This is a genomic window from Frigidibacter sp. (genome assembly GCF_030695035.1).
In the GTDB taxonomy this organism is placed as follows: domain Bacteria; phylum Pseudomonadota; class Alphaproteobacteria; order Rhodobacterales; family Rhodobacteraceae; genus Frigidibacter.
This window is the reverse complement of the sequence record NZ_JAUYTT010000010.1, coordinates 353,370-374,356: the sequence shown is the minus strand read 5'-3', so window position 1 is coordinate 374,356 and position 20,987 is coordinate 353,370. Positions and strand designations below refer to the sequence as shown.

Below are 20,987 nucleotides of genomic sequence, written 5' to 3'. Positions count from 1 at the left end.
GAGACACAAACACGGGGTCTGGGCCTCAACCCGCAAGATAGGGGCCGCTTACAACAGGATCAGGGCGGCGATCCCCAGGAAGGCGAAAAATCCTGTGAAGTCGGTGACGAAGGTCACAAAGACAGCAGATGAGACCGCAGGGTCCCGGCCCATCCGCTCCAGGGCTAGGGGCACGAGGGCGCCTGCCGCCGCGGCGACGAACATGTTGATGACGATCGCTGCGGCGAAGGCGACGCAGAGGCGGAGGTCGCCGAAGATCAGATAGATGGCCACGCCGGTGACCACAGCCAGGACGACGCCATTGACGACGCCGACGATCATCTCACGGCTCACCGTGCGTACGGCGTTGACCGCAGACAGTTCGCGGCTGGCCAGGGCGCGCACAGCCACGGTCAGGGTCTGGGTCGCGCCATTGCCGCCCAGGGAGGCGACGATCGGCATCAGCACCGCCAGGGTGACGACCTCGGCGATCTGCGCCTCAAACCCCTGGATGACGCTGACCGCCAGGGCCGCGGTGAGGGTATTGAGCAGCAGCCAGGGCAGGCGCGAGGCGACCATGTCCCAGACCCCGCCGTGCCGGCCGCTGTCAGAGACGCCAGCCAGGGCCAGAATGTCCTCGCGGCTTTCCTCATGGATGACGCCGACAATGTCATCGACGGTGATCTGGCCGACAAGGCGGCCCCCCGGCTCGACCACCGGGGCGGAGATCAGGTGGTACTTGTCGAAGATGTAGGCCACCTCCTCCTGGTCCATATCGACCGGGATTTCGGACAGCGACTCCATGATCTGGGCCAGGGGCACGTCGCGACGGCTGCGCAGCAGGGTGCTAATCGGCACCGCGCCCACCGGCTTGTAGGACGGATCGACCACATAGACGTCGAAGAACAGTTCGGGCAGGTCGTCGGCTTCGCGCCGAAAATGATCGATGGCCTGGCCGACGGTCCAGAACTGCGGGGCGGCGACCACCTCGCGCTGCATCAGGCGGCCAGCGGAATATTCCGGATAGGCCATCGACTGTTCGACGGCGGCGCGGTCCGACTTGTCGAGCGCGCCGAGGATGATCTCCTGCTGAGCCTGCTCGAGGTCTTCGATGAGGTCGACCACATCGTCCGAGTCGAGCTCGCGCACCGCCTCGGCCAGCATCTCGCGCGGCAGGTACTCGATCACCTCCTCGCGGATCGACTCGTCGATCTCGGACAGCACCTCGCCGTCGATGCCGCGGGGCCAGAGCCGCAGAAGGTCGCGCCGTTCGGCGGGGCCGATCTGCTCCAGAAGGTCGGCGATGTCGGCGGCGTGCAGCGGTTCGGTCAGAATCTCGAGGCGCGCCGTGTCATGCGCGTCTACTGCATCAAGGATCTGTCCGACCAGGGCCGCGTCCAGGCCATAGTCCTCTTCCTCGCGTTCGATTTCCTCGACCGAATTATCCGCCATGCCGCCCCCGCCTGATTTGCGCGTAGCTTAGCCGAGCCAGTGGGTAAGGGCCAGTATGGGCGGGGATGCTTTGGGGCGAAGGTCCGGCCCTGTCGGCGCCGTTCACGCCCCTATCCTTGGCGAAGGCCATCGCTTTCGCCACGCCGCGCCATAGCATCCTGCACCGGACGGGCCCCCAAAGGGCCCGGCCAGCGCCCGCCCCGCCCCTGGCGGGCGCTGGCCTCATTCGGTCTCGCGCGGCCGGCGGCTCCGGGGGAAGGGCCCCGCACGGGCGGCGGCGAGGCAGTGCCTCGCCTGTTCCCGCCCGAACGGATGGTCTGCCATCCGAGCGCTGCATCCAGGGCGAGCACCTCCCAGATCACCCCCAGCCCCCCGCATCCCCTGTTGCCTGCGCCCGCCCGATCTGCTGGAAGTCAACTAACCCCGGCAGCAAGGAGGCCATGATGGATCAGCTGGTGATCGGACAGACGCTTGCCTTTGCCGGCGACCCCTTCGTCGAAGGGCCAACCGCCGCCCGCCACTCCACTCGCGGCGCCGTGCTGATCCGCCAAGGGCGTATCGCGGAGATGGGCGAGGCCGAAACCCTCCGCGCCGCCCATCCGCAGGCCGCCGTCACCGACATGGGCAACGCCCTCCTCTCGGCCGGGTTCATCGACGCGCATGTGCATTACCCGCAGACCGGGATCATCGCCAGCTGGGGCAAGCGGCTGATCGACTGGCTGAACAGCTATACCTTCCCCGAGGAGATGCGCTTCGCCGATCCCGCCTATTCCACCGAGGTCGCCGAGCGCTACTTCGATCTGGCGCTGGCGCATGGCACCACCTCGATGTGCAGCTACGCCACCATCCATCCCGCCAGCGTCGATGCCTTCTTCGCCGCCGCACAGTCCCGGGGCATGCGCGCGCTGGCCGGCAAGACCTGCATGGACCGCAACGCGCCGGACGGCCTCCGCGACACCCCACAATCGGCCTATGACGACAGCCGCCGCCTGCTGGAGCGGTGGCACGGGGTCGACCGCCTCTCCTATGTCATCACCCCCCGCTTCTCGCCGACCTCGACGCCCGAGCAGCTGATGATGCTGGGGCAGCTCTGGCGCGAGCACCCGGACTGCCTGATGCAGACGCATCTGAGCGAACAGACCGATGAGATCGAGTGGGTCAAATCCCTCTTCCCGCAGGCCCGCGACTACCTCGACACCTACGAGGCGCAGGGCCTGCTCGGCGAAGGCGCGGTCTATGGCCATGCCATCCACCTGACAGCGCGCGAGCGGGACCGGCTGCGAGAGGCAGGCGCGAGCCTCGTGCATTGCCCAACCTCGAACACCTTCATCGGCTCCGGCATCTTCGACATGGCCGGGCTGGTGGCATCGGGGCTGCGGATCGGGCTGGCGACCGATACAGGGGGCGGGTCGTCCTTCTCGATGCTGCGCACCATGGCCGCGGCCTATGAGCTGGCCCAGCTGCGCGGCACGGCGCTGCACCCCTCGCAGCTGTGGTGGCTGGCGACGGTGGGGTCCGCCCGCGCGCTCCGGATCGAGGAAAAGGTCGGCAATCTTGCGGTGGGAATGGAGGCGGATCTGGTGGCTATCGACCTAGGCTCCACGCCTGCAATCGCTCAAAGGTCGGGGCGCGCGGCCGATCTGTGGGAGGCGCTGTTCCCCACGATCATGATGGGCGACGACCGCGCCGTCGCCGGGGTGTGGATCGGCGGCAAACGGCTGGGGTGACGGGGCTGCGGTTGCGCCCGGCCCCTCGCTGGGGGAGGATCGCGCCAACCCGGATCGGAGAGCCCATGGACAGCCTGGAACTGAGATCGACCGTCAGCGAGGGTGGCACGCTGCGGCTGCATCTGGAGCCCGTCACCCTGCCCGAGCCCGGGCCGGGACAGCTTCTGGTGCGCATCGAGGCAGCGCCGATCAACCCCTCGGATCTGGGGCTGATGTTCGGGCCGGCCGACATGACGACGCTGGCGAAGGACGGCGCGGCGCTGACCGCGCGCATCCCGGAGCGCGCCATGCCCATGATGCGGGCGCGGATCGGCCAGTCCCTTGCCGCGGGCAATGAGGGCGCCGGCACCGTCATCGCGGCGGGGCCGGACCAGCAGCAGCTTGTCGGCCGCCGGGTCGCCATGCTCGGCGGCGCCATGTATGCCCGCCTGCGCCTGATCGCGGCCAAGGATTGCCTACCCCTGCCCGAGGGCGCCTCGGCCGAAACGGGGGCCGCGCTCTTCGTCAACCCGCTGACCGCGCTTGGCTTTACCGAAACCATGCGGGCCGAGGGGCATTCGGCAATCGTCCACGCTCCCGCCGCCTCCAACCTCGGGCAGATGCTGGTGCGGATCTGCATGGCGGACGGCATCGGCCTTGTGAACATCGTCCGCAGCCCCGAGCAGGTCGCCCTGCTGCGCGGTATCGGGGCAGAGCATGTCATCGACAGCAGCACCGAGACCTTCCGCGAAGACCTGACCGAGGCCATCGCCGCGACCGGCGCCACCCTCTGCTTCGACGCCATCGGCGGTGGCGAGATGACCAGCACCATCCTCAACGCGATGGAGGCGGTCGCGGCGCGCAGCATGGCCAGCTATGATCGCTATGGCTCGGCGGTGCTGAAGCAGGGCTACATCTACGGGGCGCTCGACACAGGCCCCACCACCTTGCGCCGCGGCTTCGGCTTCAGCTGGAGCATCGGCGGCTGGCTGCTGTTCCATGCGCTGCAGCGGCTCGACCCCGCCACGGTGCAGGCGATGCGCAAGCGGGTCGTCGATGAAATGGACACGACCTTCGCCAGTCCCTACACCGCCCGCATCACGCTCGAGCAGGCGCTGGAGCCGGAAACGGTGGCCGCCTACATGCGCAAGTCCACGGGGGCGAAATACCTGATCACGCCATAAGGGCTGGCAGGCTGGGAGGGCTGACATAGCGCCCGCGCCACAGGCGACCGTCAGCCCGCCAGCAGCTTGCGGAACCGCCACAGCACCAGCGCGAAGGCGACCGCGGCCACGCAGGCGATGGCAGCGATCTGGGGCCAGACGGTCGCCAGCCCCGCCCCCCGATACAGCACCGATTGCGCAAAGCTCACGAAATGCGGGGCGGGGCTGATCAGGCGGATGACCATCTGCAGCCAGCCCGGCATCGATTCCATCGGCGTCATGCCCCCCGACAGCAGGAACATCACCACGATCACCGGAATCGCCAGCAGGCCGAACTGGCCCATGTTCTGCGCGACGGTGCCCAGCAAAAGGCCGATGCAGCCCACCGCCAGCACATAGAGCAGCGCCCCCACCAGATAGACTGCCAGCGAGCCTGCGACGGGAATGCCCATCAGCCCCTCGACCACCAGCGTCAGGCTCAGCATCTGGGCGAGCAGGATCACGGCGCCGTTGGCGAAGATCTTCGACAGGGCAATTTCATGCGGGCGCACAGGCATGACCAGAACATGCTCGATGGTGCCATGCTCGCGCTCGCGGATCAGCGAGGAGCCGGCCAGGATCAGCATCAGGATCGTCACGTTGTTCATCAGCTGCATCACGGCGGTGAACCAGCGCGAGGTCAGGTTGGCATTGTAAAGGTTGCGGAACACCACATCCACCTGCGCGGCGCTGGCTGTCTCTGACCCGGCCCAGGCCGCGATCTCGGATTGCACCGCCTGGCGCAGGAAGGAGGCGCCATTGCCGGCATGGGCCACGGCCGTCGCATCGACCAGCAGCATCAGGCTGACCGCATTCCCCGTCAGCAGATCGCGCTCAAGGCCCGGCGGGATCGACAGCACCAGCACGTAATCGCCCGCCTTCTGCCCCTGCGCAGCCTCGGCCGGCGTCAGGGCGACGGGGGCGGCGAACATCGGCTGCTGGACCGCATCGGTGATACGCGCCGAGAGCTGGCTTTGATCCTCATCGACGATGCCCACCGACAGGTTGCGCACCTCGGTCGAAGCGGCGTCTGACACCATCCAGACCGCCGCCGTGAAGACGTAGAGGATCAGCGACAGCATGATCCGGTCGCGCGCCAGCGCCCGCAACTCCTTGACCGTCAGCGCCGCGATGTTCTTCAGGCTTTGCATCTACGCCTCCTGCTTGCGCAGGCCGGCGACAGCCAGACCCAGATAGACCAGGGCGAACCCGGCCAGCACCAGCGCCGGCACCAGCAGATCGACCGCGCCGAAGCCCTTGACGAAAGACCCCACGCTGACCGGCTGAAACCACGCGCCGGGAAAGGCCTGCCCGATGGCCCGTCCGGCGGGCGCCAGCGTCGAGGTCGGCATGATCAGGCCCGAGAAGTTCACCGTCGGGATGATCGCAATGATCGCCGTACCGAACACCGCCGCAACCTGCGTCGCCGTGAATGAGGAGATCAGCTGCCCGAACCCGGTCGTCGCCGTGACATAGACCAGCGCAACAAGGCCAAAAGCCCAGAGCGACCCGGTGAAGGGCACGCCGAACAGCCCGCGGCCCAGCAGAAACAGCATCCAGAAGCTGCCCCAAGCGAGGACGATATAGGGGATCTGCTTGCCGATCAGAAATTCGGGCCGCGTCACCGGGGTCGAGCGAAAATTGGCGATGGTGCCCGTCTCTTTCTCGCGCACCACGCTGATCGCGGCCATGATCGCCGGGATCAGCATCAATACCAGCATGAGGATCGAGGGCACCATCGCATTGGCACTTTTAAACGCCTGATTGAACAGGAACCGCGTCTCGAAGCTGACAGGATCCGCGCTGGCGGCACCGTCGCCCTGGCCCCGGTCCAGCACCCCCAGCGCATAGCTGCGGGCCGTCTCGGCCCGGAACGGCATGGCGCCATCGACCCAGATCGAGATTTCCGGCACCTCGCCCCCTGCCAGCCTGCGGCCAAAGCCTTCGGGGATGTCCAGCGCCAGCGTGATCCGTCCCCGGCCCATCAGCGCCGCAAGCTCTTCGGGGCCAGCGGCCGGGGGCGCGGCGGCGAACTGGCGCACCGAGGTGAAGCCTTCGACCAGACGCTGGCTTTCGGCGCTCTGATCCTGATCCAGAACCCCGATGCTGAGCTTGTCGACGTCAAAGGAAATCCCGTAGCCCATCGTGATGAACAAGATCACCGGCCCGGCAAGCGCGAAGAACAGCCGGATCGGATCGCGGATCAGCTCCAGCGTCTCACGCCAGGCATAGGCGCGGGCGCGCACCACGCCCGCAAGGCGCGAAGGCGGGGTCGACGGCATCTGCATGGACCCCGTCGTCAGCGGTCTTGCGGCATCGCCAAGCTCTGTCGCCAGGACCTCGATGAACGCCGCCTCCAGCGAGGGCGCGCCGTGGCGCGCGACGATCTCGGCGGGGGCGCCGACCTCCAGCACCTTGCCGGCATGCATCAGCGAGATGCGGTCGCAGCGCTCTGCCTCGTTCATGAAATGGGTCGAGATGAAGATGGTCACCCCGTCATCGCGCGACAGCTTGATCAGCATCCGCCAGAACACATCGCGCGCCACCGGATCGACGCCCGAGGTCGGCTCGTCGAGGATCAGGATCCGCGGCCGGTGCAGCACCGCCACCGCCAGCTGCAGCCGCTGACGGATCCCAAGCGGCAGGTCTTCGGGCAGGGCATCGGCAACGTGATCAAGGTCGAAGTCGCGCAGTACCTCGGCGATGCGGGGCGCATGATCCGCGCGTGGCAAGGCGTAAAGGCGGGCGTGCAGCACAAGGTTCTGCCGCACCGTCAATTCGCCATAGAGCGAGAAGCTCTGCGACATGTAGCCAATCCGCAGGCGGCTTTCCATGTCACCCGCAGTCATCGGTTCGCCGAACAGCTTTGTCATGCCTTCGGTGGGGGTCAGCAGGCCGGTCAGCATCTTCATCGTCGTGGATTTGCCGCAGCCGTTGGAGCCCAGAAATCCGAAGATTTCACCGGCCGGGATGGTGAAGCTGACATCATCCACCGCGATGAATGCGCCAAACCGCTTGGTCAGGTCGGTGGCTTCGATCGCAGGAACCGCGCCCTCACCCTCGACCCGCGGCGGCAGGATGACGGGGGTGGTATCGCCGCGCCGGTCTTCGGGCAGGAAATTGACAAAGGCCGCCTCGAGCGTGGTGCCACCGCCTTTGGCGCGAAGCTCTGCCGGGGTGCCGCTGGTGATGACACGGCCCGCATCCATCGCCGCCAGCCAGTCGAAGCGGTCGGCCTCTTCCATATAGGCGGTGGCGGTCAGCACGCTCATCCCCGGCCGCTCGGTGCGGATATGGTCGATCAGATCCCAGAACTGGCCGCGCGACAGCGGATCGACGCCGGTCGTGGGCTCATCCAGAATCAGCAGGTCGGGATCGTGGATCAGCGCCGAACAGAGCGAGAGCTTTTGCTTCATGCCGCCCGACAGCTTGCCCGCCGGCCGGTCCGGGAACGGGTCGAGCCCGGTGGCCTTCAGCAGCATGGCGATGCGGGCGTTGCGTTCCGCAGCCCCCTGCCCGAACAGCAGCCCGAAGAAATCAAGGTTCTCGCGCACCGTCAGCGTCGGGTAGAGGTTCCGCCCCAGCCCTTGCGGCATATAGGCGATGCGGGGGGCATTGGCGCGGCGGCTGCGCGCCGTTGCCATGTCGCCGCCCAGAACCGTGATGCGGCCCTTTTGCAGCCGCCGCACTCCCGCCACCAGCGCCAGCAGCGTGGACTTGCCCACCCCGTCCGGCCCGATCAGCCCGGCCATGCAGCCGGCGGGAATATCCAGCGCTACATCGTCCAGCGCCCGGGTGCGCCCATAGTCGTGGCTGACACCCGTCAATCGGGCGGCCGGTTCCACCGCCTTACTCCGGCAGCTTTACGGACAGCTCGGCCGGCCATTCCGCCGAAGGCTCGGTCCGCACGAAGCCGATGCCCCGCACCCCGGATTTCACGTAATCCTCGAACGTCTCCAGCAGCTCGCGCGGGATGGTCAGCTTCACCCGGAACACCAGATCCTGCCGTTCCGCCTCGGTCTCGACCGACCGCGGCGTGAACTGCGTCTCGGGCGAGACGAAGGTAACCCGTGCGGGCACCACGAATTGCGGCACCGGGTCGAGGATCAGCCGCGCCTCATCGTTCAGCATCAGTCGGCCCACCGCATCCGCCGGAAGATAGAGGTTCATCCAGACATCGGTCAGATCAAGCAGCGTGACGATCGAGGCGCCCGCCGCCACCACCTCTCCGGGTTCGCGCAGCCGGTAGAGGACGCGCCCCTTGATCGGCGCGCGGATGGTCAGGTCGTCCAGCGCGACCTCCAGCTGCACCACCGAGGCATTCGACACCTCGATCAGCGCATCGGCATCGGCCACCTGCGCCTTGGCCATCGCAAGTGACGCCTCGGCCGAGGTCAGCGCGTTGGTCGCGTCATCCAGCACCGACTGCGCGGCATAGCCGTCGGCGGTCAGCGTGGTGATGCGCTTGTGGTTGGTCCCGGCGACATCCAGCGCGCTTTGCGCCTGCATGACCCCCGCCTCGGCGACCTGCAATGCCGCGCGGGCGCGCAAGACGGCCGCCTTCGCACCAACCAGCTGCGCCGCGATATCGCGGTCATCCAGCCTGGCAATGACGGTGCCCGCCTCGATCAGATCGCCCTCGGCAACCAGAACCTCGGTCACGCGGCCCGCATATTTTGCCGCCACCGCCACGGTCTGCGCCTCAAGCCGGCCGTTTGAACTGGCGAAGCCTTCATAGGTGTCGCCACCCTTGAAGCGGGCAATCAGCGCCTCGAACGGCGTCTTGGCCAGGGCGATCCCGGGCAAGAGCGACAGGGCAAGCAGGGCCGCGATCAGCTTGGGCTTCATTATCTGGCTCTCCGGCAGGTGTCATCCGATCCCGCCTCAAGGCGGCGCTGCGTGCGCACCAGCAGGCTGTCTTCGGGCAGATGCAGCGGCGGCGGATCCAGATCCGCAATGGCCCGGGCCTCAGGCGCGGGCAGGCCAAGTGCCCGCAGCATAGAGGCAACGACCTGCCGCACATGTGCCGTCTCGGTCGGGACCGGGAGTTGGCGCAGCACGCAGAGCAGAACCGTGCCGGTAATCAGGTCGAGGTGTATCTCCAGCGGAAGATCCAGAAAGCGCCCCTTGGCGATGCCCTCGTTCAGATGGTCCGGCAGGTAGTTGTAGATCAGCGCCGCCGGCCCCGTGGCCTGCACCCCGGTGGCGCGGATGAAGCCCGCAAACAGCGGAAAAGCCCGGGCCGTCTCGATGAACAGCCGCAGACCAAGGGCCACCCGCTCGACCGGGTCGGGAATAGGGGCGACCACGCGTTCGACCTGCGCCATCAGCTCGTTCGCCAGTTCCTGGCTGATCGCCACCATCAGATCGAGGGTCGAGGGGAAGTATTTGTAGAAGGTTCCACGCGACACCCCGGCGACCATGATCACATCGTCGATGACGACGGTCTCCGTCCCCTTCGCGGCAAAGACCAGCATCGCGCTTTCGACCAGCCGTCGGCGCATCGCGTCACGCCGACGCTCGGCCGTGCGGGTTCGGTGGTCGGGCGAGTGGGACAGCATGTTCATGCGCCTGACAGTGAGATCATGTGGATGGGCTGACAATACGGCACAGGGACGCAAGAGACTACAAAGCACAAGGTGTAAGTGACGGATCTGTCAAAATGATAAATATGCGCTTCTGGCCACGTACCCGATCCCCGCAGCCCAAATCCCTCGGGACCGGCGGAGCCTATGCCAGCATCCCCGCCAGCAGCCCCGCCACATGCTGGAGGCCAGCATCCTTGGCCCGGCGCCGGTGCCAGGCCAGATGCAGCGGAAACCCCGCCACCGGGATCGGCACCGGCAGGCTGACCAGATCCGGCGCCACCGGCATCATGCGCGAGGGCAGCATGGCGATCATGTCCGACCCGCGCAGCAGGTCCGGCACCATGCCGAAGCTGGGCACCACCAGCCCGACGCGGCGGGCGCGCCCCATGCGGACAAGGTCGGCATCCAGCGGGCTGCGGGTCTCGCCGCGGCCCGAGACAAGGATATGCGGGTAGGCAAGCCAGCGGTCCAGATCGAAGCCGGGGATGGCCGGATGACCGGGGCGCAGGGAGGTCACGTAATGCTCATCGAGCAGGTTGGTCACCTCCAGCTCGCCCGCCTCACCCGGCAGGACCGACACGGCGATGTCGGTGACCCCCGCGATCAGGGCGGCGCGGGCAGCTTCGGCCCCGTGCCAGGGTTGGAACACCAGATCGATGCCGGGGGCGGAAGTGGCGAGCGCCTGCTGCAGCGGGCCGATCACCAGCAGCGCCGGGAAATCGGTCATCGAAATCCGCAGCACCTGTTGCAGCTCGGTCAGGGGCGGGTCCACCGGATCGACAAGATCGGTCACCCCCGCCAGCAGGGATTTCAGCGGCGCCCGCAACGATTCCGCCTTCGGCGTCAGGCGCATGGTGCCGCGCCCCCGCTCCAGCAAGGCGTCCCCGAACAGGTGCCGGCAGCGCTGCAGCGCCGCCGAGGCGGCCGGCTGCGACAGGTTCAGCCGATCTGCTGCACGGCTGACATGCGCCTCGTCCAGCAGCGCGTCGAGGATCACCAGCAGGTTGAGGTCGAACGAGCGTAAATTCATGGAACAGATAATAGACTAAATCATTTATCGATTGGAGTGATTTATTGGCATGCCGCACAGTTCCTGCATAGCAACCGCAGGAGACGACGATGACACGCACTCTGGTTTACATGTTCCACCCCGACCCCGCCCGCTCGAAGGCCAATGCCGCCCTCGCCCGCGCCGCCGCCGCCCTACCGGGTGTCGAGGTGATCGACATGCAGGCGGAAAACCCGGATGGGCAGTATGGCGACGGCGCCGCCGAGGTTGCGCGGCTGCTGACCGCCGACCGGATCGTGCTGCAATTCCCGCTGCAGTGGTATTCGACGCCGCCGCTGCTGCGCGCTTGGCAAGACGCCGTGCTGACGCGGATGTTCTACATCCAGTACGAAACCGAGGGCCGCCTGCTGGAGGGCACACCGCTGATGGTTGCCACCACCGCAGGGAACGTCCCCGAGGCCTACCGGCCCGGCGGCGCCAATATGTTCGCGATGACCGACATGCTCGCTCCGCTGCGCGCAACCGCCAATCGTTGCGGCCTGCCCTGGGCCGAGCCCTTCGTGCTCTACCGCGCCATGGACCTGTCGCCAGAGGAGCTGGAGGCGGCGGCGGCGGACTATGCCGAAACGCTCGCCCGCTGGATCGCCACACCCGTGAAACGGGCCGCCTGAACCATGGAGAAGATGCATGACACCTTCACCGATCTTGGCCGCGGCACCCCCGTCTGGTTCACCCTCTCCGCCCGGCTCCTGCCCCTCGGGCTCCTTGCCCAGTTCCTCAGCGCGGGCATCGCCCTCTTCCGCGATGGCGGGATGTGGGGGCTGCACGGCGCGGTTGGCGGGGCGCTGTCGCTGCCCGTCTTCGCGCTTCTTGGCGGGGCGCTCTTCCTCCCCCGCCTGCGTGGCTTCGGCTGGTGGGCGGGCCTGACCGCCCTCCTCTACCTTGCCCAGATCGCGCTGGCGGCCGGGGCCGGGCCACTGCTCGCGCTTCACCCCCTGAACGGCGCCCTGCTGCTGACCGCCAGCCTGACCCTGCTGGCCAAGGTCGAGCGTCGTCGTGCCCAACCTCTTGCCTTGGATACCTGACATGACCCCCAGCGGAAGCGATATCCTGCGCATGGCCAGCGGCCTTGCCGCCAGCACCGTCGCCACCTCGATGGTTCGACGCCTCGGCCCTGCTCGACCTCGGGCTGGACCAGCCGTTCCCCTATGACTGGCAGGACAGCTACCCCGCCCGCATCGGCGTGATGCCCCGCGACCGCACGAAGGGCGGTGTGCGCTGGATCGACGTTCCGCCCTATTACGCGCTGCATTCGCCAATGCCTGGGAGGATGCCGCGGGGCAGATCATCCTTGAGCGGCCCTATTTCGACCGCCCAGCCTGGGGCAAGGCGCTGGATTTCAACAACGGCGTCTCGGCCCATGGCGCGCCGCCCGCCGGTAGTTGTGTATGCGGCCAATGGCGCATCGACCCGAATGCGGGCACCGCGAAGGTGGTGCTGCTCGATGACCTGACGGTGGAGTTCCCCTCCATCAGCCTTGCCCATACCGGGCGCGAGAGCCGGTTTGTCTATGCCTGCAGCTTCCCCGGCGCAGGCCAGCGCGGCTGAGGGCTCGTGAAATACGACATCCGCAGCGGCGCGCGCCAGCTGATGGCCCTGCCGCAGGGCGTGATGGCGGGCGAGCCCTGCTTCGTGCCTGCTGCTCCGGCACGGCAGAGGATCATGGCTCGCTGCTGACCTATGTCAGCGACCTGCGCAGCGCCGAGCTGTGGATCCTCAACGCCACCCGTATCGAGGCCGGCCCCATCGCCGCCGTCGAACTGCCGGTCTGGTGCCCGCAGGCGTGCATGGCAGCTGGATCGACGATCTGGAGATCTGAGCCTTGATCCCGACTTTGGGAAGATAGAAGACCATGCCGACCGCCAACTTTCACACCGCACGCAGCGACCGGATCCCGGCGCTTGCTCGTGTTCGTGCTGGCGTTGGCGACGATCGGGGCCTTCGCCAACGCCGCCTTCGAGTTCGGCCCGATGCCCTCGGACAATCGGCTTGCGGTTGTGGTCATCGACGGCGCCCTCGCGGCGGTGACGCTGCTGTGCTACGTCCCTCGCCCGCGGCTGGCGGGCCTGGGCCGCCGGGGCGCGTTGAGACAGAAGGGGAAGCGCCCGGTCCGTGCCGGGCGCTCCGTTTTCAGGCCGTGCGCAGCCGCCGGCCCGCAAGAAACACTGCCAGCTCCACCGCCGCCAGCAGCAGCATCGACAGCCCGACCAGCGGGAAGAAGACCCCCGCCGCCACCGCCATCAGCAGCAACGTCCGCGGAATCCGCCAATCGGCCGGCACTTGCGGCACCCCGAGCGCGCCGGAGGGGCGGCGCTTCCACCACATTGCCGCGGCAGAGACACAGAGCATGACCATCGCCGCGCAGGCCAGCAGCAGGACGATCTGGTTCACCAGCCCGAACTCCTGCCCCATATGCACGCTGATCCCCCATTCCGCCCACCGCCCGAAGGTGCCCAGATCGGCAAGGCCCGCGTCATACAGGACGTCGCCGCTATACTGGTCGAGATGGATCACCCGCTCATGGGTGATGTCGTCCGGATAGACCGAAGCGGTGAACACGCCCTCCGGCCCATTCGGCATCACCACCGCGTAGCCCGGAACGATGCCGAGCGCCTCCACGCGTGCCACAACGTTATCGAGCGCCTGCGGCACACCCGCCGCCGCGGTCGACACCGGCACCGGCTGCTGCTCCATGATCCAGGGCGCGCGGTCGATGACGGCAGAAACCGGCACGGTGGAGACGGGCTTACCCGACCAGTAGCCATCCGGCATCCCGAGGCCGAGCGCATAGGCGTAGTCATAGAACTTGCCGCCCCAGACGCTCGACCAGGGCAGCCCGGTCATCGCCAGAAATACGATGAAGGACGCGGTATAGATCCCGGTGACCGCATGCAGATCGCGCCACCACGGTCGCCCGCGGGTTGCCTTGATGCTGACGGTGCCGACTTTCTTTCCCCGCGGCCACCACAGGTAAACGCCGGTGGCGACCAGCAGCACCATCCAGCCCGCCGCCATCTCGATCAGCCGGTTGCCAACCCAGCCGATATATTCCAGCGAATGCAGCTTGCGCACCACATACATCGCAGGGCTGCCCGCCGCGCCGCCATCCCAAAGGCTGCCCTGCACGGCGCCGGTATAGGGATCGACATAGACAGTGTTCTTCAACCCGTCCGCGCCCAGAATATCCACCTCGGTGCTGCGATCCGCAGCCGCGGCGGGGGTATAGGCCTTGAGCGTGCCGGGGTTCGCCTCCAGCGCGGCGGCGGTGATCTGCGAGGCCAGAAGCGGGGCAGTCGCCGCAGGCTGCACAAAGCGCAGGCGGTTGTAGGCGGCGTCGTTGATCTCATCCTTGAACAGGTAGATCCCACCGGTGACGGCGAGGATCAGAATGAAAGGCAGGATCACGAGGCCGGCAATGAAGTGCCAGCGCCAGATGGCACTGTAGAGCGCGGCACTCGCCGCGCGGGGGGATGCTTGAGTCATGGGTCCATTCCACAGGCCCGCCGCATCTTGCGGCCGGGCGACAAGGGGAGCCGGGCGGGTATGCCGCCGGCGATGCTTCGGTCGGGCGCGGCAAGATGCCGTCAGCCGAAGACCGGAGGCCCCCTTGGGGAATGGTGCAGGTTGCGCGTCTGCGCGGCGCGGTGCAGATCGCGCATCCGCCGCCAGCCATCCTGCGGGGCCAGCAGAAACGCGATGCCATCATGGCCGACGGTCGGCGCCTCGGGCAGCGCATGGCAGAACGGGCAACCGTGATCCTGCGGCAGATCCCCGCCGCACAGATCGCCAAGGCTGGCGCCATGCGCCAGTTCAAAGGCGGTGATCGCGGCATCTTCCCGGTCCGGCGCCATCATCCCGGCCGAGGCGATGCTGGTCACGGCGACGATCACCGCGACAGCAAGGGCAAGAATGGGGAAGGCGAGCCGGGTCCACATGGGGCATGGCATGGCATGGAAATGGGGGATGAGGGAAGTCTGCAAAACGGCAAGGGTGCCCGAGGCTGGTGCGGCTGTGGCCCCGTCGCCTCGGCATGTCGGGGGCGCGGTTCGTGGGCCGGCCAGAGCCTGGCGCAAAAGGCCAGCGACCCTGCTGGCGGACGTGTTCCCGGACCGCGCTTGACCCGTGGCCGGCTGTCAGACCGCCGACCCTAAACCTGCGTATGATTGCCGCAGGCCCCTGCCCCCAACATGTTGGGGCATCGGGCGCCTGATCACGTGTCCCGCCTCGACTGGCAAGGAGCGCAGGATGGCCATCGACGACAGCCGGAACCACCAGAAGTTTCCGACCCTGACCCCGGCCCAGATGGATGCCGCGCGTCGCTTTGCCAGCGGGCCGCCGGTGCGCTTCGCCCCGGGTGAGACGATCCATGACATCAGCCTCCGCGACGCGCCGATGGGGCTGGTGCTGGACGGCACGATCGAGATGGTGCGCCGCGATGGCCTGAACGGCGAGGCCACGATCACAAGCCACGGCGCAGGCCAGTATCGTCACCGGAGGGGATTCCCTGCCGCTAGGAGACCAGCATGACAGGGGTCTTTGCAATCGGGGGATGTCCGTGCCGGACCGACCAAGCGGGTCGCCGCCGCGGTCGGCGAAGGCGCGGCCGTGGTCGCGCAGATCCACACCGCCCTGTCGGGGCAGACGGCCTGATGACCCGCGGCCAGCCCCTGCCCACCCTTCGCCGCCCGCTCGCCGGCCGTCCCTCAGCCGGGGGTGGTCGGAAAATCGAAGCCGTCGAGGTCGTGGACCCAGGCCTCGAAGAAATCCGTGAAGGTCGAGACCAGCGGCGGCAGCCTCTCATAGGGCGGATAATAGAGCATGAGATACAATGGGGTGATCTGCCAGTCCGTCAGGACGGGCACCACCTCGCCTTTGGCAAGACCGTCCTTCACCAGAAAGACCGGCAGGTTGACGATGCCGTCGCCCGCTGCCGCGAGGCTGTAGAGAACCTCTCCATTATTGGTGCAGACGCTGGTTCCGGCGGGAAGACTGCGCGTGCGTGCGCCCTTGGCCAAGCGCCAGACCTCGGCAGAGCCGCCAGTGCTGTAGGACAGGCAGTGATCCGGGTCCAGATCATCCGGCGTTCCGGGGCGGGCGACACGGTCGAACAGCGCGGGGGCCGCGACCAGCTGGCGCGGCACCTCGCAGATCTTGCGCCAGATCGCGGATTTGACGGCGGGCGGGCGGGCGATGCGGATCGCCAGATCACAGCTGGCATCCACGATATCGACCAGCGCGTCGGTCATCTGCAGGTCGATCTGGATATGGGGATAGGCCAGCCGGAAGCTGTGGATCATCCGGGGCATCACACGCAGGCCGAACGACATAGGCGCATTGATGGCAAGCCTGCCGCGATCGGGGCGGGCGGCGCGCGTGATGTCATGGGTGGCCCGATCGAACTCTTCGACGATAGGACGAAGGCGGGCCGCGACGACCGCCCCGGCATTGGTCAGCGACACCTGCCGGGTGGTGCGGACAAGCAGCTGCTGACCCAGATCCGTCTCCAGCCGGGCGACGATCCGGGTGACCGAGGCGGGGGTCATCCGCAGGACGCGCGCAGCACCGGCAAAGCTGCGTTGGGCCTCGACCTCCAGAAAGACGCGAAAGGAATTGATGTCCTGCATCCGCCGATCATTACACTATCGGCAACAGTAAATGAAGATACGTTTCTGTTTCGGACAATGATGGGACCGATTATCTTGGGGTCAATATCAGTCAACGGGGCCGCACGGACCGGCCCGAGGAGTTTCAGATGATCGACCAGATCAAGGGATTGCACCACGTCACCTCGATGGCGGCGGATGCCAATGACAATAACAGCTTCTTCACCCGCACTCTGGGCCTGCGCAGGGTCAAGAAGACGGTGAACTTTGACGCGCCCGAGGTCTATCACCTTTACTACGGCGACGAGATCGGGACGCCCGGCTCTGTGATGACGTCCTTTCCCTTTGCGCAAATGCCGCGCGGCGCTCGGGGCATCGGCGAGGTAGGCATGACCGAATTTGCCGTGCCCAAGGGGTCGCTGCCCTTCTGGAAGGACCGGCTTTCGACCCACGGTGTTACCGGGCTGCGCGACGACAGCTTTCTGGGCGAGACGCGGCTTGGCTTCGAGGGCCCGGATGGTGACAGCTATGCGCTGGTCGAGGCCGACCCGCGCGGACGGACCCCCTGGACGGGCAGCGATGTGCCGGAACATGCCGGCGTGCTGGGGTTCCACGGCGCCCGGATGCGCCTGCGCGACGCGGCTGCCACGGGCGAGCTGCTGCAGTTCATGGGCTATCGCAAGGATGAGACGGCGGGCAACGTCACCCGGTACCGGATCGAGGGCGGCAATGCGGCGGATGTGATCGACCTCGAGGCGCTGCCGGGTGGCCGGGCGGCCCGGCAGGGGGCGGGGTCCGTCCACCATATCGCCTTTGCGGTCGAGGATCGCGCCGCACAGGCCGAGGTGCGCAAGGCGCTGCTGGACACCGGCTATCAGGTCACGCCGGTGATCGACCGGGATTACTTCTGGGCGATCTATTTCCGTACGCCCGGCGGCGTCCTGTTCGAGGTGGCCACCAACGAGCCCGGCTTTGATCGGGATGAGGACAGCCGGCATCTGGGCCAGTCCCTGCAGCTGCCCACCCGCTATCAACCGCTGCGCGACCGGATCCAAGCCAACCTGCCAGTGATCACGGATTGAGGGGGTCTGCCATGTCGACCTCCTCCTACACCGCGCGAACGCGTGCCCCCGGCCCGGGGGCACCCCTGATCCTTGCCTTTCACGGCACGGGCGGGGATGAGCATCAGTTTTTCGACCTGGCCGGTCAGCTTGTGCCTGGGGCGGGCATCGTCTCGCCCCGGGGCGATGTTCTGGAACACGGCGCGGCGCGGTTCTTCCGGCGCAGGGGCGAAGGCGTCTATGACATGGACGACCTTGGCGAGCGGACGCAGAAGATGGCGGCCTTCGTGGGCGCCCACCGAGCCGCCAATCCCGGCACGCCGGTCTTCGGCTTTGGCTATTCCAACGGCGCGAACATCCTGGCCGCGGTGGCAATGGCCCATCCCGACCTGTTCGACCGGATCGGCCTGCTGCATCCGCTGATCCCCTGGCAGCCGCAGCCAGCCCCGGGGCTGGCAGGAACGCCCGTGCTGATCACCGCAGGACGGCGCGATCCGATCTGCCCCTGGCCGTTGACCGAACGCCTGATCGACTGGTTCGGCGCGCAAGGCGCCTCCGTCACCACCAGCATCCACGAGGGCGGCCATGACCTGCGCCAGCCCGAACTGATCGCCCTGCGCGCGCTGTTGACCGCGCCCCTTCATTCCCGAGGAGAGCCCTGATGTCCAAGCTCGACGTCCTGACCCCGCAGAACAGCCAGCTGATCTTCATCGACCATCAACCGCAAATGGCGTTTGGCGTGCAGTCGATCGACCGCCAGACCCTGAAGAACAATACCGTGGGTCTGGCCAAGGCCGCGGCGATCTTCGGTATCCCCACGACGATCACCACCGTCGAGACCGACAGCTTTTCCGGCAACACCTATCCCGAACTGCTGGACGTCTTCCCCGATGCGCCCCTGCTGGAACGGACCTCGGTGAATTCGTGGGACGATGCGAATGTGCGCGACGCCCTGCGCGCCAATGCCGCCAAGGGGGCAACCAAGATCGTCGTCGCGGGGCTGTGGACCGAGGTCTGCAACACGACCTTCGCGCTGTCCTGTCTGGCCGATACGGATTTCGAGATCTACATGGTCAGCGATGCCTCGGGCGGCACCAGCCTCGAGGCGCATGACCGCGCGATGCAGCGGATGATGCAGGTCGGTGTCGTGCCGGTCACATGGCAGCAGGTGCTGCTGGAATGGCAGCGCGACTGGGCGCGCCGGGGCACCTATGATGCGGTCATGGCCTTGGTGCAGGAGCATTCTGGCGCCTACGGGATGGGCGTCGATTACGCCTATACCATGGTCCACAAGGCCCCGCATCGCAGCCGCCACACCGGCCCGCGCGCCACCTCGAAAGGTGACAAGTGACCGGCGCGGACCCTCGCGCAACGGATAGGCTGGCCGATCTTGTCCTGATCGGCGGCCGCGTCACCTCTCTGGACCGCGAGACGCCGGATGCCACGGGGCTGGCAATCCGTGATGGCCTGATCGTGGCTGTGGGGGATGACGCCCATGTCATGCGCTGGACCGGCGATGCGACAAAGGTGGTCGCGCTGAACGGAAGACGGGTCATTCCGGGGCTCAACGACAGCCACACCCATCTGATCCGAGGCGGGCTGAGCTATAACATCGAGTTGCGATGGGAAAACGTGCCCTCGCTGTCCGATGCGCTGGCGATGCTGCGCCGGCAGGCGGCGAACACGCCTGCGCCGCAATGGGTGCGGGTGGTCGGCGGCTGGTCCGAGTTCCAGTTTGCCGAACGCCGGATGCCGACGCTGGACGAGATCAACGCGGCAGCGCCGGACACGCCGGTTTTCATCCTCCACCTATACGCCCGGGCGCTGCTGAACCGCGCGGCGCTGCTGGTGCTGGGGATCAACGCCGACACGCCGAACCCGCCGGGCGGCGTGATCGAGCGGGATGCCAGGGGCAACCCCACCGGAATGCTGCTGGCCAAGCCATCGGCGCTGATCCTTTATTCCACGCTGGCGCGGGGCCCCAAGCTGCCGGTCGAGGATCAACTGAACTCCACCCGCCATTTCATGCGCGAGTTGAACCGGCTGGGCATCACCTCGGTCATCGACGCGGGCGGCGGCGGGCAGGCCTATCCCGACGATTACGACGTGGTCCAGCGCCTGCACCGCGACGGCCAGATGACCCTGCGCATCGCCTACAACCTGTTCGCGCAGACGCCAGGGCGCGAGTTGTCCGATTATGAACGCTGGATCGGCATGACCCATCCCGGTGCGGGCGACGACTGGCTGCGGATGAACGGCGCGGGCGAGAACCTGGCCTGGTCCGCGGCGGATTTCGAGAACTTCCTCGAACCGCGGCCCGACCCTGTGCCGGTGATGGAGGACGAGCTGGAGCGCATCCTCGAGCTGCTGGCGACGAACGAATGGCCCTTCCGGATCCACGCGACCTATGACGAGACCATCGACCGCTTCCTGACGGTGTTCGAGCGGGTGACGGGCCGGGTGCCCTTCAAGACCCGTTTCATCATCGACCACGCCGAAACGATCAGCCCGCGCAACATCGACCGCATCAGGGCGCTTGGCGGCGGCATCGCCACCCAGCACCGCATGGCCTTTCAGGGCGAATACTTCGTCGATCGCTACGGGGCAGAGGCCGCAAAGGCGACGCCGCCGATCCGCGCGATGCTGCAAAGCGGGCTGCCGGTCGGGGGTGGCACCGATGCCACGCGGGTGGCCAGCTATGACCCTTGGGTGGCGCTGCACTGGCTGACGACGGGCCGGACGGTGGGCGGCCTGCCGCTTTACGGCGAGGACAACCTGCTGACCCGCGAAGAGGCTCTGGCGATCTGGACCACCGGCTCGGCATGGTTTTCGGGCGAGCAGGAGGTCAAGGGCCGCCTCAGCCCCGGGATGTATGCCGATCTGGCGGTGCTGTCCGACGACATGATGGCGGTGCCGGATGACAGCCTGCGTGGGATCACCTCGGCCCTGACCATTGTCGGGGGGCGCATCGTCTTTGCGGATGCCGAGTTCGCCGGCCTGAACCCGCCCCTGCCCCCCGCCAGCCCCGGCTGGTCGGTCAATGCCGTGCTCGCCAGCCCGGCGGAACGCGCTGCGCCCGGCGCCCCGGCCCAGATGGCGATGCGGGCCTGCCATGACGGCTGCGCCAGCGGCTGCGGCCTTCACGGCCATGCGCATGGCATTGCCTGGGCGAACCCGATCCCCGTCCGCGACAAGCGCGCCTTCTGGGGCGCGCTTGGATGTTCGTGCTTCGCAGTCTGACAGGGAGGCATGATGATCCAACCTCTCACCACCTGTCCCGAAATCGTGCCGTGGCACGTCCATGCCCAACGCCCATGCGAGGAACCG

20 protein-coding genes are annotated in these 20,987 nt (G+C 67.3%); 11 read left to right on the top strand and 9 right to left on the bottom strand.

The window, feature by feature from the left end; genetic code table 11:
- Positions 1–48 precede the first annotated feature (48 nt).
- Positions 49–1,431, bottom strand: a complete 1,383-nt coding sequence (mgtE, locus tag Q8S30_RS10975; protein WP_305666053.1) for a magnesium transporter — start codon at positions 1,429–1,431, stop codon at positions 49–51.
- A gap of 443 nt (positions 1,432–1,874) precedes the next feature.
- Here mgtE and guaD point away from each other — a divergent pair, with 443 nt between their 5' ends.
- Positions 1,875–3,158, top strand: coding sequence for a guanine deaminase (gene guaD, locus Q8S30_RS10970; protein WP_305666052.1), 1,284 nt, complete (start codon positions 1,875–1,877; stop codon positions 3,156–3,158).
- A gap of 65 nt (positions 3,159–3,223) precedes the next feature.
- Entirely contained in the window at positions 3,224–4,321 is a 1,098-nt protein-coding gene (locus Q8S30_RS10965; RefSeq protein WP_305666051.1) for a zinc-binding dehydrogenase, read from the top strand.
- Between the two features lie 50 nt (positions 4,322–4,371).
- Here the strand turns inward: Q8S30_RS10965 and Q8S30_RS10960 are convergent, their stop codons facing one another.
- The 5 genes from Q8S30_RS10960 to Q8S30_RS10940 form a co-directional block, all read right to left on the bottom strand.
- Positions 4,372–5,490 (bottom strand): ABC transporter permease, encoded by a 1,119-nt coding sequence (locus Q8S30_RS10960; protein ID WP_305666050.1) that lies wholly within the window; start codon positions 5,488–5,490, stop codon positions 4,372–4,374.
- Complete coding sequence (gene rbbA / locus Q8S30_RS10955; RefSeq protein WP_305666049.1) at positions 5,491–8,184, bottom strand: ribosome-associated ATPase/putative transporter RbbA; 2,694 nt, start codon at positions 8,182–8,184, stop codon at positions 5,491–5,493.
- 4 nt (positions 8,185–8,188) lie between these two features.
- The gene (locus Q8S30_RS10950; RefSeq protein ID WP_305666048.1) at positions 8,189–9,187 is read right to left on the bottom strand and encodes an HlyD family secretion protein; all 999 of its coding nucleotides are present in this window, start codon (positions 9,185–9,187) and stop codon (positions 8,189–8,191) included.
- Positions 9,187–9,906: a TetR/AcrR family transcriptional regulator gene (locus Q8S30_RS10945; protein ID WP_305666047.1), complete on the bottom strand. Its 720-nt coding sequence runs from the start codon at positions 9,904–9,906 to the stop codon at positions 9,187–9,189. Before Q8S30_RS10945 ends, Q8S30_RS10950 begins: the two co-directional genes overlap by 1 nt.
- A gap of 163 nt (positions 9,907–10,069) precedes the next feature.
- Positions 10,070–10,957 (bottom strand): LysR family transcriptional regulator, encoded by an 888-nt coding sequence (locus tag Q8S30_RS10940; RefSeq protein ID WP_305666046.1) that lies wholly within the window; start codon positions 10,955–10,957, stop codon positions 10,070–10,072.
- An 89-nt stretch (positions 10,958–11,046) separates the two neighbouring features.
- Here Q8S30_RS10940 and Q8S30_RS10935 point away from each other — a divergent pair, with 89 nt between their 5' ends.
- From Q8S30_RS10935 to Q8S30_RS10920, 4 genes are all read left to right on the top strand, one after another.
- On the top strand, positions 11,047–11,607 hold the full coding sequence (locus tag Q8S30_RS10935; protein ID WP_305666045.1) for an NAD(P)H-dependent oxidoreductase: 561 nt from the start codon (positions 11,047–11,049) through the stop codon (positions 11,605–11,607).
- Positions 11,608–11,610: 3 nt separating this feature from the next.
- A complete protein-coding gene (locus Q8S30_RS10930) occupies positions 11,611–12,021 on the top strand; it encodes a DUF6220 domain-containing protein (protein WP_305666044.1) in 411 nt (136 codons plus the stop codon).
- Positions 12,022–12,148: 127 nt separating this feature from the next.
- Positions 12,149–12,544 (top strand): carotenoid oxygenase family protein, encoded by a 396-nt coding sequence (locus Q8S30_RS10925; RefSeq protein WP_371135503.1) that lies wholly within the window; start codon positions 12,149–12,151, stop codon positions 12,542–12,544.
- Positions 12,545–12,550: 6 nt separating this feature from the next.
- Complete coding sequence (locus tag Q8S30_RS10920) at positions 12,551–12,673, top strand: hypothetical protein (RefSeq protein WP_305666043.1); 123 nt, start codon at positions 12,551–12,553, stop codon at positions 12,671–12,673.
- Between the two features lie 453 nt (positions 12,674–13,126).
- On the opposite strand, the gene Q8S30_RS10915 is transcribed toward Q8S30_RS10920, so the two are convergent.
- Both Q8S30_RS10915 and Q8S30_RS10910 read right to left on the bottom strand, forming a co-directional pair.
- The gene (locus Q8S30_RS10915) at positions 13,127–14,479 is read right to left on the bottom strand and encodes a PepSY domain-containing protein (RefSeq protein WP_305666042.1); all 1,353 of its coding nucleotides are present in this window, start codon (positions 14,477–14,479) and stop codon (positions 13,127–13,129) included.
- A 101-nt stretch (positions 14,480–14,580) separates the two neighbouring features.
- Positions 14,581–14,931, bottom strand: coding sequence for a hypothetical protein (locus Q8S30_RS10910; protein ID WP_305666041.1), 351 nt, complete (start codon positions 14,929–14,931; stop codon positions 14,581–14,583).
- A gap of 310 nt (positions 14,932–15,241) precedes the next feature.
- Between Q8S30_RS10910 and Q8S30_RS10905 the strand changes: the two genes are divergently transcribed.
- Positions 15,242–15,523 carry a hypothetical protein gene (locus Q8S30_RS10905; protein ID WP_305666040.1) on the top strand — a complete coding sequence of 94 codons (282 nt, stop codon included), beginning with the start codon at positions 15,242–15,244 and terminating at the stop codon, positions 15,521–15,523.
- A 176-nt stretch (positions 15,524–15,699) separates the two neighbouring features.
- Here Q8S30_RS10905 and Q8S30_RS10900 read toward each other — a convergent pair whose 3' ends face one another.
- Positions 15,700–16,620, bottom strand: a complete 921-nt coding sequence (locus tag Q8S30_RS10900) for a LysR family transcriptional regulator (protein WP_305666039.1) — start codon at positions 16,618–16,620, stop codon at positions 15,700–15,702.
- Between the two features lie 128 nt (positions 16,621–16,748).
- Here Q8S30_RS10900 and Q8S30_RS10895 point away from each other — a divergent pair, with 128 nt between their 5' ends.
- Genes Q8S30_RS10895 through Q8S30_RS10880 form a run of 4 tightly spaced genes read left to right on the top strand, consistent with a single transcriptional unit; the run spans position 16,749 to position 20,900 of the window.
- Positions 16,749–17,681: a VOC family protein gene (locus Q8S30_RS10895; protein ID WP_305666038.1), complete on the top strand. Its 933-nt coding sequence runs from the start codon at positions 16,749–16,751 to the stop codon at positions 17,679–17,681.
- Positions 17,682–17,692: 11 nt separating this feature from the next.
- The gene (locus Q8S30_RS10890) at positions 17,693–18,322 is read left to right on the top strand and encodes an alpha/beta hydrolase (protein ID WP_305666037.1); all 630 of its coding nucleotides are present in this window, start codon (positions 17,693–17,695) and stop codon (positions 18,320–18,322) included.
- The gene (locus Q8S30_RS10885) at positions 18,322–19,011 is read left to right on the top strand and encodes a hydrolase (protein WP_305666036.1); all 690 of its coding nucleotides are present in this window, start codon (positions 18,322–18,324) and stop codon (positions 19,009–19,011) included. Before Q8S30_RS10890 ends, Q8S30_RS10885 begins: the two co-directional genes overlap by 1 nt.
- Positions 19,008–20,900 (top strand): amidohydrolase, encoded by a 1,893-nt coding sequence (locus Q8S30_RS10880; protein WP_305666035.1) that lies wholly within the window; start codon positions 19,008–19,010, stop codon positions 20,898–20,900. The genes Q8S30_RS10885 and Q8S30_RS10880 overlap by 4 nt, the downstream gene beginning before the upstream one ends.
- The last annotated feature ends 87 nt before the right edge of the window (positions 20,901–20,987 follow it).

What these genes read in the sequence shown, in the direction of transcription:
- Q8S30_RS10915 (WP_305666042.1), bottom strand. Translation starts at nt 14,479, where the DNA reads ATGACTCAAGCATCCCCCCGCGCGGCGAGTGCCGCGCTCTACAGTGCC.
- Q8S30_RS10935 (WP_305666045.1), top strand. Translation starts at nt 11,047, where the DNA reads ATGACACGCACTCTGGTTTACATGTTCCACCCCGACCCCGCCCGCTCG.
- Q8S30_RS10885 (WP_305666036.1), top strand. Translation starts at nt 18,322, where the DNA reads ATGTCCAAGCTCGACGTCCTGACCCCGCAGAACAGCCAGCTGATCTTC.
- Q8S30_RS10910 (WP_305666041.1), bottom strand. Translation starts at nt 14,931, where the DNA reads ATGTGGACCCGGCTCGCCTTCCCCATTCTTGCCCTTGCTGTCGCGGTG.
- Q8S30_RS10930 (WP_305666044.1), top strand. Translation starts at nt 11,611, where the DNA reads ATGGAGAAGATGCATGACACCTTCACCGATCTTGGCCGCGGCACCCCC.
- Q8S30_RS10890 (WP_305666037.1), top strand. Translation starts at nt 17,693, where the DNA reads ATGTCGACCTCCTCCTACACCGCGCGAACGCGTGCCCCCGGCCCGGGG.
- Q8S30_RS10945 (WP_305666047.1), bottom strand. Translation starts at nt 9,906, where the DNA reads ATGAACATGCTGTCCCACTCGCCCGACCACCGAACCCGCACGGCCGAG.
- mgtE (WP_305666053.1), bottom strand. Translation starts at nt 1,431, where the DNA reads ATGGCGGATAATTCGGTCGAGGAAATCGAACGCGAGGAAGAGGACTAT.
- Q8S30_RS10940 (WP_305666046.1), bottom strand. Translation starts at nt 10,957, where the DNA reads ATGAATTTACGCTCGTTCGACCTCAACCTGCTGGTGATCCTCGACGCG.
- Q8S30_RS10960 (WP_305666050.1), bottom strand. Translation starts at nt 5,490, where the DNA reads ATGCAAAGCCTGAAGAACATCGCGGCGCTGACGGTCAAGGAGTTGCGG.
- Q8S30_RS10950 (WP_305666048.1), bottom strand. Translation starts at nt 9,187, where the DNA reads ATGAAGCCCAAGCTGATCGCGGCCCTGCTTGCCCTGTCGCTCTTGCCC.
- Q8S30_RS10965 (WP_305666051.1), top strand. Translation starts at nt 3,224, where the DNA reads ATGGACAGCCTGGAACTGAGATCGACCGTCAGCGAGGGTGGCACGCTG.
- Q8S30_RS10905 (WP_305666040.1), top strand. Translation starts at nt 15,242, where the DNA reads ATGGCCATCGACGACAGCCGGAACCACCAGAAGTTTCCGACCCTGACC.
- Q8S30_RS10900 (WP_305666039.1), bottom strand. Translation starts at nt 16,620, where the DNA reads ATGCAGGACATCAATTCCTTTCGCGTCTTTCTGGAGGTCGAGGCCCAA.
- guaD (WP_305666052.1), top strand. Translation starts at nt 1,875, where the DNA reads ATGGATCAGCTGGTGATCGGACAGACGCTTGCCTTTGCCGGCGACCCC.
- Q8S30_RS10895 (WP_305666038.1), top strand. Translation starts at nt 16,749, where the DNA reads ATGATCGACCAGATCAAGGGATTGCACCACGTCACCTCGATGGCGGCG.